At 68.6% G+C, this 13297-nt stretch carries 12 protein-coding genes; 5 read left to right on the top strand and 7 right to left on the bottom strand.

Annotated features, from left to right (window positions below; all coding sequences use genetic code 11):
* Window positions 1-3: 3 nt before the first annotated feature.
* Entirely contained in the window at window positions 4-510 is a 507-nt protein-coding gene (locus tag U5798_RS22390) for a hypothetical protein (protein ID WP_124453686.1), read from the top strand.
* Here U5798_RS22390 and U5798_RS22385 read toward each other — a convergent pair.
* From U5798_RS22385 to U5798_RS22375, 3 genes are all read right to left on the bottom strand, one after another.
* Window positions 504-1958, bottom strand: coding sequence for a DEAD/DEAH box helicase (locus U5798_RS22385; RefSeq protein ID WP_322083224.1), 1455 nt, complete (start codon window positions 1956-1958; stop codon window positions 504-506). The two genes, U5798_RS22390 and U5798_RS22385, sit on opposite strands and share 7 nt — an antisense overlap.
* 128 nt (window positions 1959-2086) lie before the next feature.
* A complete protein-coding gene (locus tag U5798_RS22380; RefSeq protein ID WP_124453689.1) occupies window positions 2087-3385 on the bottom strand; it encodes a c-type cytochrome in 1299 nt (432 codons plus the stop codon).
* A gap of 19 nt (window positions 3386-3404) precedes the next feature.
* Entirely contained in the window at window positions 3405-4169 is a 765-nt protein-coding gene (locus tag U5798_RS22375) for a c-type cytochrome (RefSeq protein WP_124453691.1), read from the bottom strand.
* A 378-nt stretch (window positions 4170-4547) separates the two neighbouring features.
* On the opposite strand from U5798_RS22375, the gene U5798_RS22370 reads away from it, so the two are divergent.
* On the top strand, window positions 4548-5480 hold the full coding sequence (locus U5798_RS22370) for a copper resistance D family protein (RefSeq protein WP_322083223.1): 933 nt from the start codon (window positions 4548-4550) through the stop codon (window positions 5478-5480).
* A gap of 147 nt (window positions 5481-5627) precedes the next feature.
* On the opposite strand, the gene dgoD is transcribed toward U5798_RS22370, so the two are convergent.
* Entirely contained in the window at window positions 5628-6776 is a 1149-nt protein-coding gene (gene dgoD, locus U5798_RS22365; protein ID WP_124453696.1) for a galactonate dehydratase, read from the bottom strand.
* Window positions 6777-6910: 134 nt separating this feature from the next.
* On the opposite strand from dgoD, the gene U5798_RS22360 reads away from it, so the two are divergent.
* Window positions 6911-7615, top strand: a complete 705-nt coding sequence (locus U5798_RS22360; protein WP_322083266.1) for a FadR/GntR family transcriptional regulator — start codon at window positions 6911-6913, stop codon at window positions 7613-7615.
* Between the two features lie 27 nt (window positions 7616-7642).
* On the opposite strand, the gene U5798_RS22355 is transcribed toward U5798_RS22360, so the two are convergent.
* Window positions 7643-7888 (bottom strand): DUF1272 domain-containing protein, encoded by a 246-nt coding sequence (locus U5798_RS22355; protein WP_124453699.1) that lies wholly within the window; start codon window positions 7886-7888, stop codon window positions 7643-7645.
* A 152-nt stretch (window positions 7889-8040) separates the two neighbouring features.
* On the opposite strand from U5798_RS22355, the gene U5798_RS22350 reads away from it, so the two are divergent.
* Window positions 8041-8388, top strand: coding sequence for a GFA family protein (locus tag U5798_RS22350; RefSeq protein ID WP_124453701.1), 348 nt, complete (start codon window positions 8041-8043; stop codon window positions 8386-8388).
* Between the two features lie 34 nt (window positions 8389-8422).
* Here U5798_RS22350 and U5798_RS22345 read toward each other — a convergent pair whose 3' ends face one another.
* The gene (locus tag U5798_RS22345; RefSeq protein WP_322083222.1) at window positions 8423-11530 is read right to left on the bottom strand and encodes a transglycosylase domain-containing protein; all 3108 of its coding nucleotides are present in this window, start codon (window positions 11528-11530) and stop codon (window positions 8423-8425) included.
* Between the two features lie 418 nt (window positions 11531-11948).
* Here U5798_RS22345 and U5798_RS22340 point away from each other — a divergent pair, with 418 nt between their 5' ends.
* Complete coding sequence (locus tag U5798_RS22340; RefSeq protein WP_124453705.1) at window positions 11949-12341, top strand: MAPEG family protein; 393 nt, start codon at window positions 11949-11951, stop codon at window positions 12339-12341.
* A 9-nt stretch (window positions 12342-12350) separates the two neighbouring features.
* Here the strand turns inward: U5798_RS22340 and U5798_RS22335 are convergent, their stop codons facing one another.
* Window positions 12351-13268: a LysR substrate-binding domain-containing protein gene (locus tag U5798_RS22335; RefSeq protein ID WP_124453707.1), complete on the bottom strand. Its 918-nt coding sequence runs from the start codon at window positions 13266-13268 to the stop codon at window positions 12351-12353.
* Window positions 13269-13297 lie beyond the last annotated feature (29 nt).

The following is a 13297-nucleotide window of genomic DNA, read 5'->3' as shown; positions in this document are numbered from 1 at the left end:
ATCATGACCGATACCCATCGCCACGCACTCGAACAATGGACGTTCGACGCGTGGCCGCCAGCCGTCGTCGCGCTGTTCGACGGCACCGCGCTCGAGCGCCATGCCGACATCGCCGCCTCGCTGATCGTCGCGACCGACGACGGCCAGTTGCGCACGACGCTGCTCGGTGTCGGCGAGATCTATGCGCGCGATGCGCATACGTTGCTGATCGCGCTATGGCCGCAGTCGCGCGCGGCGCGCGCGCTCGCGCAACGGCGCACGGCCGCGTTGACGCTCGTCGCGGACGGCGCGTTCCTTCAGGCGCAATTGCGGATGACGCCGCTCGAAGGAGACTTCGGCGGCCTCGCCGGATTCGCAGCGACGATCGCGCAGGGCGATGCGCAGCGGGTCGGCTATGCGCGTCTCGCGACGGGTGTCACGTTCACGCTGGAAGGGGATCGCGCCGCGGTGCTCGCACGCTGGCAACGCCAGGTCGAGCACCTGCGGCACGCCGCCGCGCGGCTTCAGTGACCGCGCTGGCCGCTGCGCGACGAACGATTGCGGTTCGGGTGCGCGGCATTGCCGTTCGCCGGGCGAGCGCTGTTGCCGCCGCCCGCCGGACGTCCGCCGCCATTGCCGCCGGCGCCGGCACCGCCTTGCGTGCGCGGCTTTGCAGCCTTCTGCTGCGAGGCCTTCGGTTGCGCGTTGCCGTCGCGTTTCGCGGCCGGCTGGCCTGAGCCGCCTGCACGCGGCTGGCGATTGCCGCCGCCGCCGCCGCCACCACCGCGCGGCTGTTGCTGGCCGCGGCGCTGCTGGATCGGCTCCGGCTTCGCGTGCGGATCGGGTTCGAAGCCCGCGATCACTTCCTGCGGGATCTCGCGCTTGATCAGCCGCTCGATGTCGCGCAGCAGCTGCTTCTCGTCGACGCACACGAGCGACACGGCTTCGCCGGTCGCGCCCGCGCGGCCCGTGCGGCCGATCCGGTGCACGTAATCCTCGGGGACGTTCGGCAGGTCGAAGTTGACGACGTGCGGCAACTGGTCGATGTCGATCCCGCGCGCGGCGATATCGGTCGCGACGAGCACCTGCAGCGTGCTGTTCTTGAACTCGGCCAGCGCGCGCGTGCGGGCCGACTGGCTCTTGTTGCCGTGGATCGCCATCGCGCTGATGCCGTCCTTCGTCAACTGCTCGGCGAGCCGGTTCGCGCCGTGCTTGGTGCGCGTGAACACGAGTACCTGGAACCAGTTGTGTTCGCGGATCAGGTGCGTGAGCAGCTCGCGCTTGCGATCGCGGTCGACCGGGTGGATCTTCTGCGCGACGCTTTCGGCGGTCGTGTTGCGGCGAGCGACCTCGATCAGCGCGGGCGAGTCGAGCAGGCTGTCCGCGAGCGCCTTGATCTCGTCGGAGAAGGTGGCCGAGAACAGCAGGTTCTGGCGGTCCGGCGGCAGCTTCGCGAGCACGCGCTTGATGTCGTGGATGAAGCCCATGTCGAGCATCCGGTCGGCTTCGTCGAGCACGAGGATGTCGAGATCCGACAGGTCGATGGTCTTCTGCTGCATGTGGTCGAGCAGGCGGCCCGGCGTCGCGACGACGATGTCGACGCCGCGCTTGAGCGCATCGATCTGCGGATTGATGCTGACGCCGCCGAACATCACGGTCGAGCGCAGCTTCAGGTATTTGCTGTACGCACGGACGCTTTCCTCGACCTGCGCGGCGAGTTCGCGCGTCGGCGTGAGGATCAGCGCGCGCACCGCGCGCTTCGCACCGCGATTGTCCGCGTAGAACGTGTGCAGGCGTTGCAGGATCGGCAGCGTGAAGCCGGCGGTCTTGCCGGTGCCCGTTTGCGCGCCGGCGAGCAGGTCGCCGCCGCCGAGGACGGCAGGGATCGCCTGCTGCTGGATCGGAGTCGGCGACGTGTAGCCGAGCTCGTTGACCGCCTTGACCAGCGGTTCGGCCAAGCCGAGAGATTCGAAAGACATAGATACCACTCTTGAGTTTTATGATGGCGACGCGTCGCGCGGCCCGCGCGGAAAACCTGCATCGCACAAATGCAAAAGGGCGCGGCCGCGGTTTCCCGCAGCCGCGCCCCGTTTGTGTCAGCCGCTTCTTAGTCGAGCGGCGCGGAACGCAGGTCGCTCACCTGTTGCGGCGAGATCGGCGTACCGTTGTTACCCCACGACATCCGGATATACGTGACCACCGCCGCCACTTCCTGGTTCGACAGCGACTGTGCGAACGGCGGCATCCCGTACGGACGCGGATTCTTGAACGTGCTCGGCGGATAGCCACCGTTCAGCACCATGCGGATCGGGTTGACTGCCGATTCCATCATGATCGAGTGGTTGCCCGCGAGCGGCGGATAAGCAGGCGGCTTGCCGGCGCCGGTTTCGGCGTGGCAGGTCGCGCAGTTGTCCGCGTAGATCTTCTTGCCCTGGTCGAACAGCGCGTTGCCGAACTGCTTCGACGGCTCGTACTGCATGTTCTTCGGCGCTTCAGCCTTCTGCGGGATCGACTTCAGGTACGTCGACATCGCGCGCGTATCTTCGTCGGTCATGTACTGCAGGCTGTTGTGGACCACGTCCGCCATCGGGCCGAACACCGCACCCTTCTGCGACACGCCGGCCTGCAGCAGGTCGGACAGCTCCTGCACGTGCCAGTCGCCGAGGCCGAGTTCCTTGTCGTTCGTCAGCGACGGCGCATACCAGTTCTGCAGCGGGATCAGGCCGCCGGCAAACGCCGACGAGCTCACCGGGCCGCCCATCATGTTGATCGACGTGTGGCACATCGAGCAGTGGCCGAGGCCTTCGACGAGGTACGCGCCGCGGTTCCATTCGACCGACTTCGTCGGATCCGGCTTGTACTCGCCTTCCTTGAAGAACAGCGTGCGCCAGCCGATCAGCAGGTTGCGGTTGTTGAACGGGAACTTCAGTTCGTGCGGACGGCTCGGCACCGACACCGGTGCGACCGAGCGCAGGTACGCGTAGATCGCGTCCGAATCCGAGCGCGTGACCTTCGTGTAGCTCGCGAACGGGAAGCCCGGGTAGAGCAGGCTGCCGTCCTTCGAGCGACCCGTGTGCATCGCGCGGTAGAAGTCGTCCGACGTCCACTTGCCGATACCGTTCTGGTCGTCCGGCGTGATGTTCGGCGTGTACATCGTGCCGAACGGCGTCGCCATCGGCAGGCCGCCCGCGAACGACTTGCCGCCGCGCACGGTGTGACACGCGATACAGTCGCCGACGCGCGCGAGATATTCGCCCTTCTTGATCAGCGCGGCCTGGTCGGCCGGCGTGGCCGCGACGGCGGAAGCGCCGTGCAGCGTGTCGTTGCCCGGCCACAGGACCGGCACGAGGGCAGCGGCCGCGACGATCGCGGCAGCCGAGAGTGCAAACAGGGACTTGCGTTTCATTGTGTCTGTCTCCCTTGCCTTATTGCGGTTCGCTGCCGCAGGCGAGCGGAGTCTTCATCGAACGCGCCGGGGCCGGCACGGGGTTGGCGGGCGCCGGTTGCGCGGCGAGCCATGCGGTCACGGCCGTCACGTCTTCGTCGGAAAGCTTCGCGGCGATGTCGTGCATGCAATCCGGTGCCTTCGCGTGGCGGTTGCCCGAGCGCCAGGCGCCGAGCTGCGCGCTCAGGTAATCGGCGTGCAGGCCGACGAGGCCCGGGATCGCCGGCTGCATGCCGGTCAGCCCGGCGCCGTGGCAGGCCACGCAGGCCGGCAGCTTGCGCGACGGGTCGCCCTGCGTGACGAGCTGCTTGCCGCGTGCGAGCGTCGCGGCCGGCAGCGTCGGCTTCGCCGGCGTCGGATACGGCGGACGTTCGGCCGAGAAGTGCTCGGCGATTTCGCGCAGGTAGTCGTCGTTCAGGTACGTCAGCAGGTAGTTCATCGGCGGGTACTTGCGCCGGCCGTCACGGAAGTTGACGAGCTGGTTGTACAGGTACTCGGCCGGCTTGCCGGCAAGACGCGGGAAGTAATCGTTGTCCGTGCCCTGGCCGTGGACGCCGTGACATGCGGTACAGCCGCGCACGCGCTCGGCCATCGTATCGGGTGCCTTGAGCGGCGCCTGCTGGGCGTGCGCTTGCTCCGTGGGCTTGGTCTGCGCTTGGGCAGCGCTCATAAGGCCCGCGCCGCCGATCATCAGAACGGCGAGCAGCGGACGGAAGAGGCGTCTTGAAGACACACGAGACTCCATGTTTATTCGTCGGGGACCTTGTCCGGGCTACGATCGGCTCGGCGCATGGACGGCAGGACAGCCGGGCTGCTGCGACGCGGCATTCTATCATCGATGGGTAATGACGGCTATTTGGCAAAAGGACATCGGTTCCTGCCTGTTTACGACTTGCGACAATTTGACGCGCATTGCGGCGCTGCGGTGTGAACCGGCGTGCGTTTTCACCATCGAAGACCGTACACTCGCGGGTCGCGCGGCGCCGCCTCCGCCGCTGGTCCAGTCATTTCTCCCGTTTCCGGATTCATCGATGACGTTTTCTACCGTGCCGTTGCCTGCCTCATGCTGTCCGTCCCGTTGCCGCCGCCCTGCCGGCCCGTCGCTGTCGGGAGGGGCCGCGCGATGAAGTTCGACAGCTTGTGGATCGGTCAGGTCGCGCTCGCGGCGCTGATGGACGCCGCGTTCGCGATGGCGGTCGGCTCGGCGCTGCTCAAGGCGTGGCTCGGCAAGGACGGCGCGCGGCCGGTCATCGCGCCGTCGCATCCGGCATGGCTGCGTGCGCAACATTCGCTGGTCGCGGCGGCGCTGGCGCTGGTGCTCGCGGATCTCGGCTGGCTCGTCTACGAGGCCGCGACGATGAGCGGTGCGGGGCTCGGCGGCGCGTTCGCCGCGATTCCGACCATGCTGATGCAGACGCACACGGGCTTTGCATGGAGCGTCGCGTTCGCCGGCGCCCTCGTGCTCGCGATCGTCGCGCTCGCGAAACCGGACGGCCCGGTCGCGCACGCCGTGCTGTGGCTCGCGGTGATCGTGGTCGCGGCCGGCAAGGCCTCGCTCGGCCACGCGGCCGATACGGGCGCGCTGTCCGCGGCGGTCGGCATCCAGACGCTGCACCTGCTCGCCACGGCGGTGTGGGGCGGCCTCGTCCTCGCGGGCGGGCTCGCGGTGCTGCCGGCGCTCGGTTCGTCGGTCGCGCGCGGCGCGCTGATCCGCATCGGCCAGCACCTGTCGCGCACGTCGATCGTCGCGGTCGTGTTCGTGCTCGGCACGGGCGTGCTCAACGCGATCCGCGGGCTCGGCGGCTCGCTCGCGCCGCTCGACGGCAGCACGTGGGGGCGCGTGCTGTTGCTGAAGCTGCTGCTCGTCGCGCTCGCGCTCGTGCTCGGCGGCCTGAACCGCTTCTCGGCGCTGCCGCGCCTGCGCCGCACCGCGTCGACCGAAGACGCGCACACGTTCCGCAACATCCTGCATCTCGAAGGGATGACGATGATCGGCGTGTTCGTCGCGGCAGCCGTGCTGTCGTTCAGCGTGCCGGGGTTCGCGGCGCTCGGCTGACCGAGGGCGTCGCGCGGGGCAGGGTAGCGACGCTCCCTGTCGACGCGCGGCGAAGCGCAGAAGCGAAAACGGCCGCCTGCCGGGCGGCCGTGTCGAAGCCGGTGCGCGGCGTGATCGTCGCGCCTTCCGGCTCGTCTCGTCCCTTCATCACCATTCGGCGACGCTGCCGTCCGCGTGGCGCCACACCGGGTTGCGCCAGCGGTGGCCGGTCTTCGCCATCTCGCGCACCTTCTCCTCGTTCACGTCGATGCCGAGCCCAGGGCCCTGCGGGATCGCGACGAAGCCGTCCTCGTAGCGGAACACCTCGGGGTTGCGCAGGTAGTCGAGCAGGTCGTTGCCCTGGTTGTAGTGGATGCCGAGGCTCTGCTCCTGGATGAACGCGTTGTAGCTGACCGCATCGAGCTGCAGGCACGCGGCGAGCGCGATGGGCCCAAGCGGGCAGTGCAGCGCGAGCGCGACGTCGTAGCTTTCCGCGAGCGTCGCGATCTTGCGGCACTCGGTGATGCCGCCCGCGTGCGACGCGTCGGGCTGGATGATGTCCACATAGCCGCCCGCGAGGATGTGCTTGAAGTCCCAGCGCGAGTACAGCCGTTCGCCGAGCGCGATCGGCGTGCTGGTCTGGTTGACGATGTCGCGCAGCGCCTCGGCGTTCTCCGACAGCACCGGTTCCTCGATGAACATCAGCTTGTACGGATCGAGCTCCTTCGCGAGCACCTTCGCCATCGGCTTGTGCACGCGGCCGTGGAAGTCGACGCCGATCCCGACGTGCGGGCCCACCGCCTCGCGCACGGCCGAGACGTTCGCGATCACCTGCTCGACCTTGTCGTAGGTATCGACGATCTGCAGCTCCTCGGAGCCGTTCATCTTCACGGCCTTGAAGCCGCGCTCGACGACCGCGCGCGCATTGTTCGCGACATCGCTCGGCCGGTCGCCGCCGATCCACGAATACACCTTGATGCGATCGCGCACCTGGCCGCCCAGCAGCGCGTGCACGGGCACGCCGTGATGCTTGCCCTTGATGTCCCACAGCGCCTGGTCGACGCCGGCGATCGCGCTCATCATGATCGGGCCGCCGCGGTAGAAGCCTGCGCGGTACATCACCTGCCAGTGATCCTCGATCAGCAGCGGGTCGCGGCCGACGAGATAGTCGGCCAGTTCCTGCACGGCGGCCTCGACCGTGTGCGCGCGGCCTTCGACGATCGGCTCGCCCCAGCCGACGATGCCCTCGTCGGTTTCGATCTTGAGGAACAGCCAGCGCGGCGGGACGACGAAGGTTTCGAGGCGGGTGATTTTCATGACGCGAGTCTCCATGGTTGACCGGCGCGGCCGCTCGGGCGCGGCGCACGGTCGCGTGCTTTCACGGTTATCCTAGCGTAGCCCGATAAAAAATAGTATTAATAGCATTATTGTGCAGATAGTGGGCAGCCGGCCTGCCGGATCAACGGAGAATCATCATTCAACGCGACCTGCATGGACAGACGGCCTTCCGGCTGGCGACGGCGATCCTGCGCGGCGACTATCCGCCCGAATCGCTGCTGCCGCGGGAGCCCGACCTGATGGAGATGTACGGCGTGAGCCGCACGGTGATGCGCGAGGCGCTGCGAACGCTGACGTCGAAAGGGCTCGTCGAGTCGCGGCCGAAGGTCGGCACGCGCGTGCGGCCGCGCCGCGCGTGGAACCTGCTCGATGCCGACCTGCTCGACTGGTATGCGCGCGTCGCGCCGCCGCTCGCGTTTGCGCTGAAGCTGCAGGAAATGCGCGAGATGATCGAACCGTACGCGGCCGCGCTGGCCGCGCGCACGCACACGCCCGAAGCGTGCGACGCGATCGACGGCGCGGCGCGCGCGATGGCCGCTGCGCGCAACGTCGACGAATGGGTGCGTGCCGACCTGCGCTTTCACCTGAGCGTGCTCGAGGCCGGCGGCAACGAGCTGCTGGTGCCGCTCGGCGCGCTGATCGACCGCACGCTCGAAGCGCAGCTGCATCTGAACGCGCGCCGGGCCGACGTCTACAACGCGTCGCTCGCCGAGCACGTGGCCGTCAGCGACGCGATCCGCGCGCGCGACGAGGACGGCGCGCGCCGCGCGATGGCGACGCTGCTCGCCGTGACGCGCGCGCGGATCGAGATGTCGTGACGGAAGGGGGCGGCCGGCGAAGCGCCGTCACGCGTTCGCGCAGCCGCCCGGCTTGACGATGCGTTCCGTCGACGGCGGGTACTTCGCGAGCAGGCTCGCCGGCCGGTGAGGGCGCGCGACCAGGTCGCCGCCGCAGTTCGGGCAGCGGCCCTTCAGCACGTCGTCGGCGCAGGTCGCGCAGAACGTGCACTCGAAGGTGCAGATGCGTGCTTCCGCCGAATCGGGCGGCAGGTCCTTGTCGCAGCATTCACAGGCGGGGCGCAGTTCGAGCATGACGATGTTCCTGGTCGGAGAGGGTCGGGATGCGCGCCGCCGGACATTGCGTGCGGCGCATGCGAGCGCTACTGTACGCGTTTGGATCGGCCTCGCCAACGGTGTCCGCCCGGATACCCGTCGACGCGCACGGGCCGCACCGGGAGACGACCATGCTGTATCGCGGAAGCTGTCACTGCTCAGACGTGACGTTCGAGGCGGAAGGCGACCTGCAGGGCGTGATGGCCTGCAACTGCTCGATCTGCCAGCGCAAGGGCGCGCTGATGTGGTTCGTGCCGCGCGACCACATGAAGCTGCTGACACCCGAAGAGAATCTCGCGACCTACATGTTCAACAAGCACGTGATCAAGCATCGCTTCTGCAAACGCTGCGGGATCCACGTGTTCGGCGAGGGCGTGCATCCGGACGGCACCGCGATGGCGGCGATCAACGTCCGCTGTCTCGAGGATGTCGACCTCGACGCGCTGCCCGTCACGCACTACGACGGCCGCTCGCACTGAGCGGCTCACTGGGCCGCGAACGGTCGCGCCGCGGTCAGGACGGTTGTGCCGACGCCGCGTCCGGCGCAGGCGTTTCCGCTTGCGGTGCCGGGCCCGCCGTGCGCGTGCCGGCGTCGGCCGGGCGTTCGATCAGCGGTGCGAGCGCCGGCGCCATCGACTTCAGCAGCTGCACGGCCATTGCGCTCGTGAAGTCGTAGCGGGCCGCGTACGGTTCGTGCGCAGTTGCCGTCAGGACCCCGAAGAACCGGTCGCCGATCACGAACACGAACGTGCCGCTGCGGTTGACCTTGCGCGACTCGATCAGCCGCGCGCCGCGCGCGTAGACGTTGAAGCGCTGGTCGCCCGTCCCCGTCTTGCCGTACACCGCGAGCGTCTTGCCGTCGGGCAGCGTGAGGCCGCCCGCGAGGCGGCGCGCGGTGCCGTTGAGCACGACGTCGCGCAGCAGCGTGTGCGCCACGTTGACGATCTCCGGCGACAACATCGGCTGCGGCTGCGCGGCCGCGCGCACGAAGCGCGTTTCGTATGGCGTGCCCTTCGCGAAGTCGAGCCGCGTGATCGTCTCGGTCGGCGCCTTCCGGCCGCCGTTCGCGATCAGGCCGATCAGTTTCGCGAGCGCGTCGGGCTGGTCGCCCGATGCGCCGATCGCGGCCGCGTAGGACGGCGTGACTTCCGCGAACGGGTAGCCGAGCGCGCGCCATGATTTCGTGATCTCCGCGTACGCGCGCAGCTCGACCATGCGACGGATGCGCCGGTCCTGCGTCGCGTGGTAGCGCGTCTTGTACAGCCACGAGTACGTGTAGAAACGCGCATCGTGGCTGTCGCGCTGGACCTCGGCGAGCGACGCCGCCGGATGCGCGCGCAGGTAGTTGAGCGTCCACAGCGCGAGCGGATGCACGCTCGCGATGTAGCCGCGGTCGTTGAGGTTGAAGCGGTCGATCGCGTACTTCGCGTAGAGCGCGGCGAGATCGTCGTCGGACAGCGTCGCGGCCGGCGTGCCTTTCAGCTGCGCGCGCATCTGCGCATCGAACCACGCGAGCGATTCGTTCGGCGCGACGCTGCGCAGCACCGTCGCGATCTTCGGCGGCGACTTGCGCACGTCCTTCAGCATCAGCGCGAGCGCGTCTTCGGGCGCCTTGCCCGCGTAGCGCGTGTAGTAGCGCTTCACGTAGACCTGGCTTTCGCCGTCGACGAACTGCTGCAGGTAGCGCTGGCGCTGCTCGGGATCGCCCAGCCACGACGACGACGGGCCGGCTGCCTGCAGCGTCTCGTAGTGGACGATGTCGCGCATCAGCCGCACGAACACGAGGTTGACCGAATGCTCGAACGCTGCGTGCAGCGTCAGGATGCGGCGGTTGTCCGACTTCTCGAAGTTCGAGAACACTTGCGCGCCGCCGCCCGTGTAGAACACGTCGGGGCTCGCCGAGTACTTGCGCTCGACGGCCGCGTCGAGCATCGCCTGCAGCGAGCGGTCGCGCGTATGCGACAGGTAGTCGAGCGCCCAGCGCGACAGCCCGTCGATCGGGTCGGGCTTCACGCGCGCGAGCGCCGCATTCGACAGGTTCGCATAGCGCGCATGCAGGTCGGACACGATCTGCAGGTACGTGATCAGCGTGCGCAGTTTCGCGGTCGACCCGAGGTTGATGCGGCCGCCGCGGTTCACGTCGAACGGCTGGTTCACGCTGTCGGTCTGCACGCGCAGCAGGTTCGCGCCGTTGCGGTGTTCGTACAGCGTGAAGCTGTACGTGAGGTGCGACGGGTCGTCCTTCGGCGCGAGCATCTCGTAGCCGTACAGGCCGGCGGCCTGCGCGCCGTCGCGTGTCGACGCCTGGGCGAGCCGTTCGGCGACGGCCTGCTGCACGCCGTTGTCGAGCGTGCTCGTCGCCTGCAGGTCGAGCTGGTCGAGCTGGTACAGGTCGCTGATGCCGAGCGCCGACAGCAGCGACGCGCGCGCGGACGTCACGGCCTTGCGCGACACGAACGACTGCACGCGCGCGGCGGCCGGCGGCGCGCTGCGCTCGATCTGCGCGGCGAGCGCGGCATCGCGCAGCGCGGGCGAGATCACGCCGCCGTTCGACAGCAGCCGCAGGTAGCTGTCGGTCAGCTTCTGCAGCGCCGGATAGCCGCGGTTGAGGAAGTACGACGGCGCGCGCTGCGCGATGACCAGCGACAGCACCTCGCGGAACGTCTTGCCCTGTTCGTCGACGTTGTCGCCGGTCGTCGGCGCGGACAGGATCCGGTTCACGTCGTTGAAGTCGCGGCCGTACCACGCGGCGAGACCGTCGCCGATGCCGGTGATTTCGCCGATGTGCGGCCGCGCGGCGAGCGGCACCGAGTTCAGGTAGCGCACGACGATCGTGCGGCGCGCGAGCATCGTCTGCGGGCCGTTCAGGTACGCGCGCACCGACGCCGACGCAATCTGCCGCAGCTTCTCGGGGGGCGTCGCGGTGCGGCCTTCGGGCGAATGGCGGAACTTCTCGATCTGCGTCGCGAGCGTGCTGCCGCCCGGGCGCGCCTGGTGACGGTTGACGACGTGCAGCGCCTGGTCGGCGAGCGCGCGGCCGAAGCGTCCCCAGTCGATCGCCGGGTTGCGGTTCGGTGCGTTCGCATCGAGCAGGTAGCGATCCTCGATGAACAGCAGCGAATCGGCGACCACGCGCGGCACCGAGTCGAAGTCGGCGTACACGCGCTGCGGGAACACGGTCGCGAACAGCGGCGCGCCGGTCGAATCGAACAGCATCAGGCCGGCCTGATCCTTCTCTTCAAAAGGGAGGAACAACCCGCGATCGCCGAGCGACAGCATTCGCTGCGAATCGCGCGCCTGCTTGCCGACGACGAAGCCGCGGGCGAGCAGCCGCTCCTGGAATGCCGGCAGCATCGCATAGCCGAGGCGCTGGTCGTACGGGCCGTTCGCGGGGAAGCGGATGTGATCGCTCGGGCCCGTTTCGATCGTGTAGCCGACGTCGCGGGTGAGCTCGGACAGGTAGTGCGCCTGCAGCCGGGACGTTTCGATCTCGGTCTGCACGAGCCGCGCAACGATCGCCACCGCGATCAGCAGCGCGGCGAGCAAGGACCACTTGACCCACGTCCAGACCGATGCGAGCCCGGTCACGCGCGGCAGGATACGATTCAGCGGCCGATTCATGGCGGCGTCTCCCTGAAGGCGCGGGCTCCGGCCGCACCCCATTAAGGATTAGTGTAGTCCTCCGCAGCGTGCTGCCAAGGACGTCGACTACCGAGATGCGCCGACGCAACGCGCGTGCCTGTGATGCGTGGCGATCGGCGTTGCGCCGCGATGGTGCGTGCCGGCACTGCTTAACGTTTGCGCGTGTCGCGCGGCGACTTGCGCGTGACCGGGGCGGCGTCGGACAGGCCCGCGCGGTCGGGCCGACGGACGATGCACGGATTTCGTGCGCTGCGGAATCGGTGCAATTCGGGCCGGAACGCGTTCGCGAAAGGAGGCGTCGTACGGCGCCGCTACGGGTTTCCGCGATAGCCGCGCGCGCCGGCGGCGAGTACGATCGCCGGATGTGCGGCGCGTGTCCGCTTACGCCCTGAGTCCCATGACGATCCATCCCGTCGCACTCGTGTGCACGGCCATCCTCGGGCTGCTGCTGTTCGGGCTCGGGCTCGTCGTGTCAGTCACGCGCTTTCGGCAGGCCACCGAATCCGGGTGCGCGCCCGACCCGACGAACGGGCTGCACAAGCTCGTGCGTGCGCATGGCAATACGGCCGAATACGCGCCGTTTCTCGCGGTGCTGTTTCTCTATTTCGGCGCACACGATCCGTCGCACGCGATCCTCGCGCTGATCGTCGCGGCCACCACGTGCCGCTGCCTGCTGGTCATGGGATTGCTCGCGTGGCCGACGATGGCCAACCCCAATCCCGCGCGTTTCATCGGTGCGCTCGGCACCTATCTGTGCGGTGCCGCGCTGTGCATCGCGCTGGTCGTCTGAGCGGCGCCGCTATCGCCCCGGCAGCGTCTCGCGAGCGTGCCGGCGCACGGCTTCGACGAAGCAGTGGATCAGGTAGTCGCAGGCAATCGTGTTCAGCGCATCGCGGCGCGTGAGCACGCCGACCGATACGGCCGGAATCGTTTCTTCCACCTCGATCGCGACCATCCGCTCGCGAATCCAGTCGACTTCCATGAAGCTCTTCGGCACGCACGACACGGTGTCGGTGTGCACCGACAGCGAAAACGCCGCGCTGAACGACGTGCATTCGACGATCGGTTGCGGCGCCGGATAGCCGTGCGCGACGAACACGTCCTGCAGCAGCCGGCCGATGCTTTCCGGCGACGTGTTGAGGATCCATTGCGCGTCCTGCAGCTGCGCGAGCGACGTGCAGTGGCGCAGCGGATTGCTCGCGCGCGTCATCAGGATCAGTTCCGATTCGAGCAGCGGCCGGAACGTGAATTCCGGCGACAGCCGCGCCGCGTCGACGATCGCGATCACGAAGTCGAGCGAGCCGTCGCGCAGCCGCGGCAGCGCGGTGTCGAGAAACCCTTCGCGCACGTCGAGGCGGATCGTCGGCATCCGCTGGCGGAACGCGTCGAGCGCGGCCGGCAGGAAGCCGAGCGACATCAGCGGCGTCAGCGCGCACGCGAGCGCGCCTTCCTTGCCGCCCGACAGCTGGATCACGTCGTCGCGCGCGTGCTGCATCTCCGCGAGGATCAGCCGTGCGCGTGCATAGACGGCCTGGCCGAAACGCGTGAGCTGCGCACCGCGCGCATTGCGCGTGACGAGCGGCACGCCGAGATCGAGTTCGAGTTCGCGGATCGCCTTCGTCAGCGCGGGCTGCGACAGGTGGATCGCGCGCGCGGCCGCGCGCAGGCTGCCGTGTTCGGCGATGGCGGCAAGCGCCCGGAGCTGGTGGTGTTTCACGGCGAGGCGGGGCGCGGCGGCAGTGGCGA

The sequence above is a fragment of the Burkholderia sp. BCC1972 genome (genome assembly GCF_905339605.1).
Lineage (GTDB): Bacteria > Pseudomonadota > Gammaproteobacteria > Burkholderiales > Burkholderiaceae > Burkholderia.
This window is presented reverse-complemented; position numbering and strand designations above follow the sequence as displayed.

Bases quoted from the DNA above. Each gene is read 5' to 3' on its own strand.
- U5798_RS22390 (WP_124453686.1), top strand. From the start codon at position 4: ATGACCGATACCCATCGCCACGCACTCGAACAATGGACGTTCGACGCG.
- U5798_RS22385 (WP_322083224.1), bottom strand. From the start codon at position 1,958: ATGTCTTTCGAATCTCTCGGCTTGGCCGAACCGCTGGTCAAGGCGGTC.
- U5798_RS22380 (WP_124453689.1), bottom strand. From the start codon at position 3,385: ATGAAACGCAAGTCCCTGTTTGCACTCTCGGCTGCCGCGATCGTCGCG.
- U5798_RS22375 (WP_124453691.1), bottom strand. From the start codon at position 4,169: ATGGAGTCTCGTGTGTCTTCAAGACGCCTCTTCCGTCCGCTGCTCGCC.
- U5798_RS22370 (WP_322083223.1), top strand. From the start codon at position 4,548: ATGAAGTTCGACAGCTTGTGGATCGGTCAGGTCGCGCTCGCGGCGCTG.
- dgoD (WP_124453696.1), bottom strand. From the start codon at position 6,776: ATGAAAATCACCCGCCTCGAAACCTTCGTCGTCCCGCCGCGCTGGCTG.
- U5798_RS22355 (WP_124453699.1), bottom strand. From the start codon at position 7,888: ATGCTCGAACTGCGCCCCGCCTGTGAATGCTGCGACAAGGACCTGCCG.
- U5798_RS22350 (WP_124453701.1), top strand. From the start codon at position 8,041: ATGCTGTATCGCGGAAGCTGTCACTGCTCAGACGTGACGTTCGAGGCG.
- U5798_RS22345 (WP_322083222.1), bottom strand. From the start codon at position 11,530: ATGAATCGGCCGCTGAATCGTATCCTGCCGCGCGTGACCGGGCTCGCA.
- U5798_RS22340 (WP_124453705.1), top strand. From the start codon at position 11,949: ATGACGATCCATCCCGTCGCACTCGTGTGCACGGCCATCCTCGGGCTG.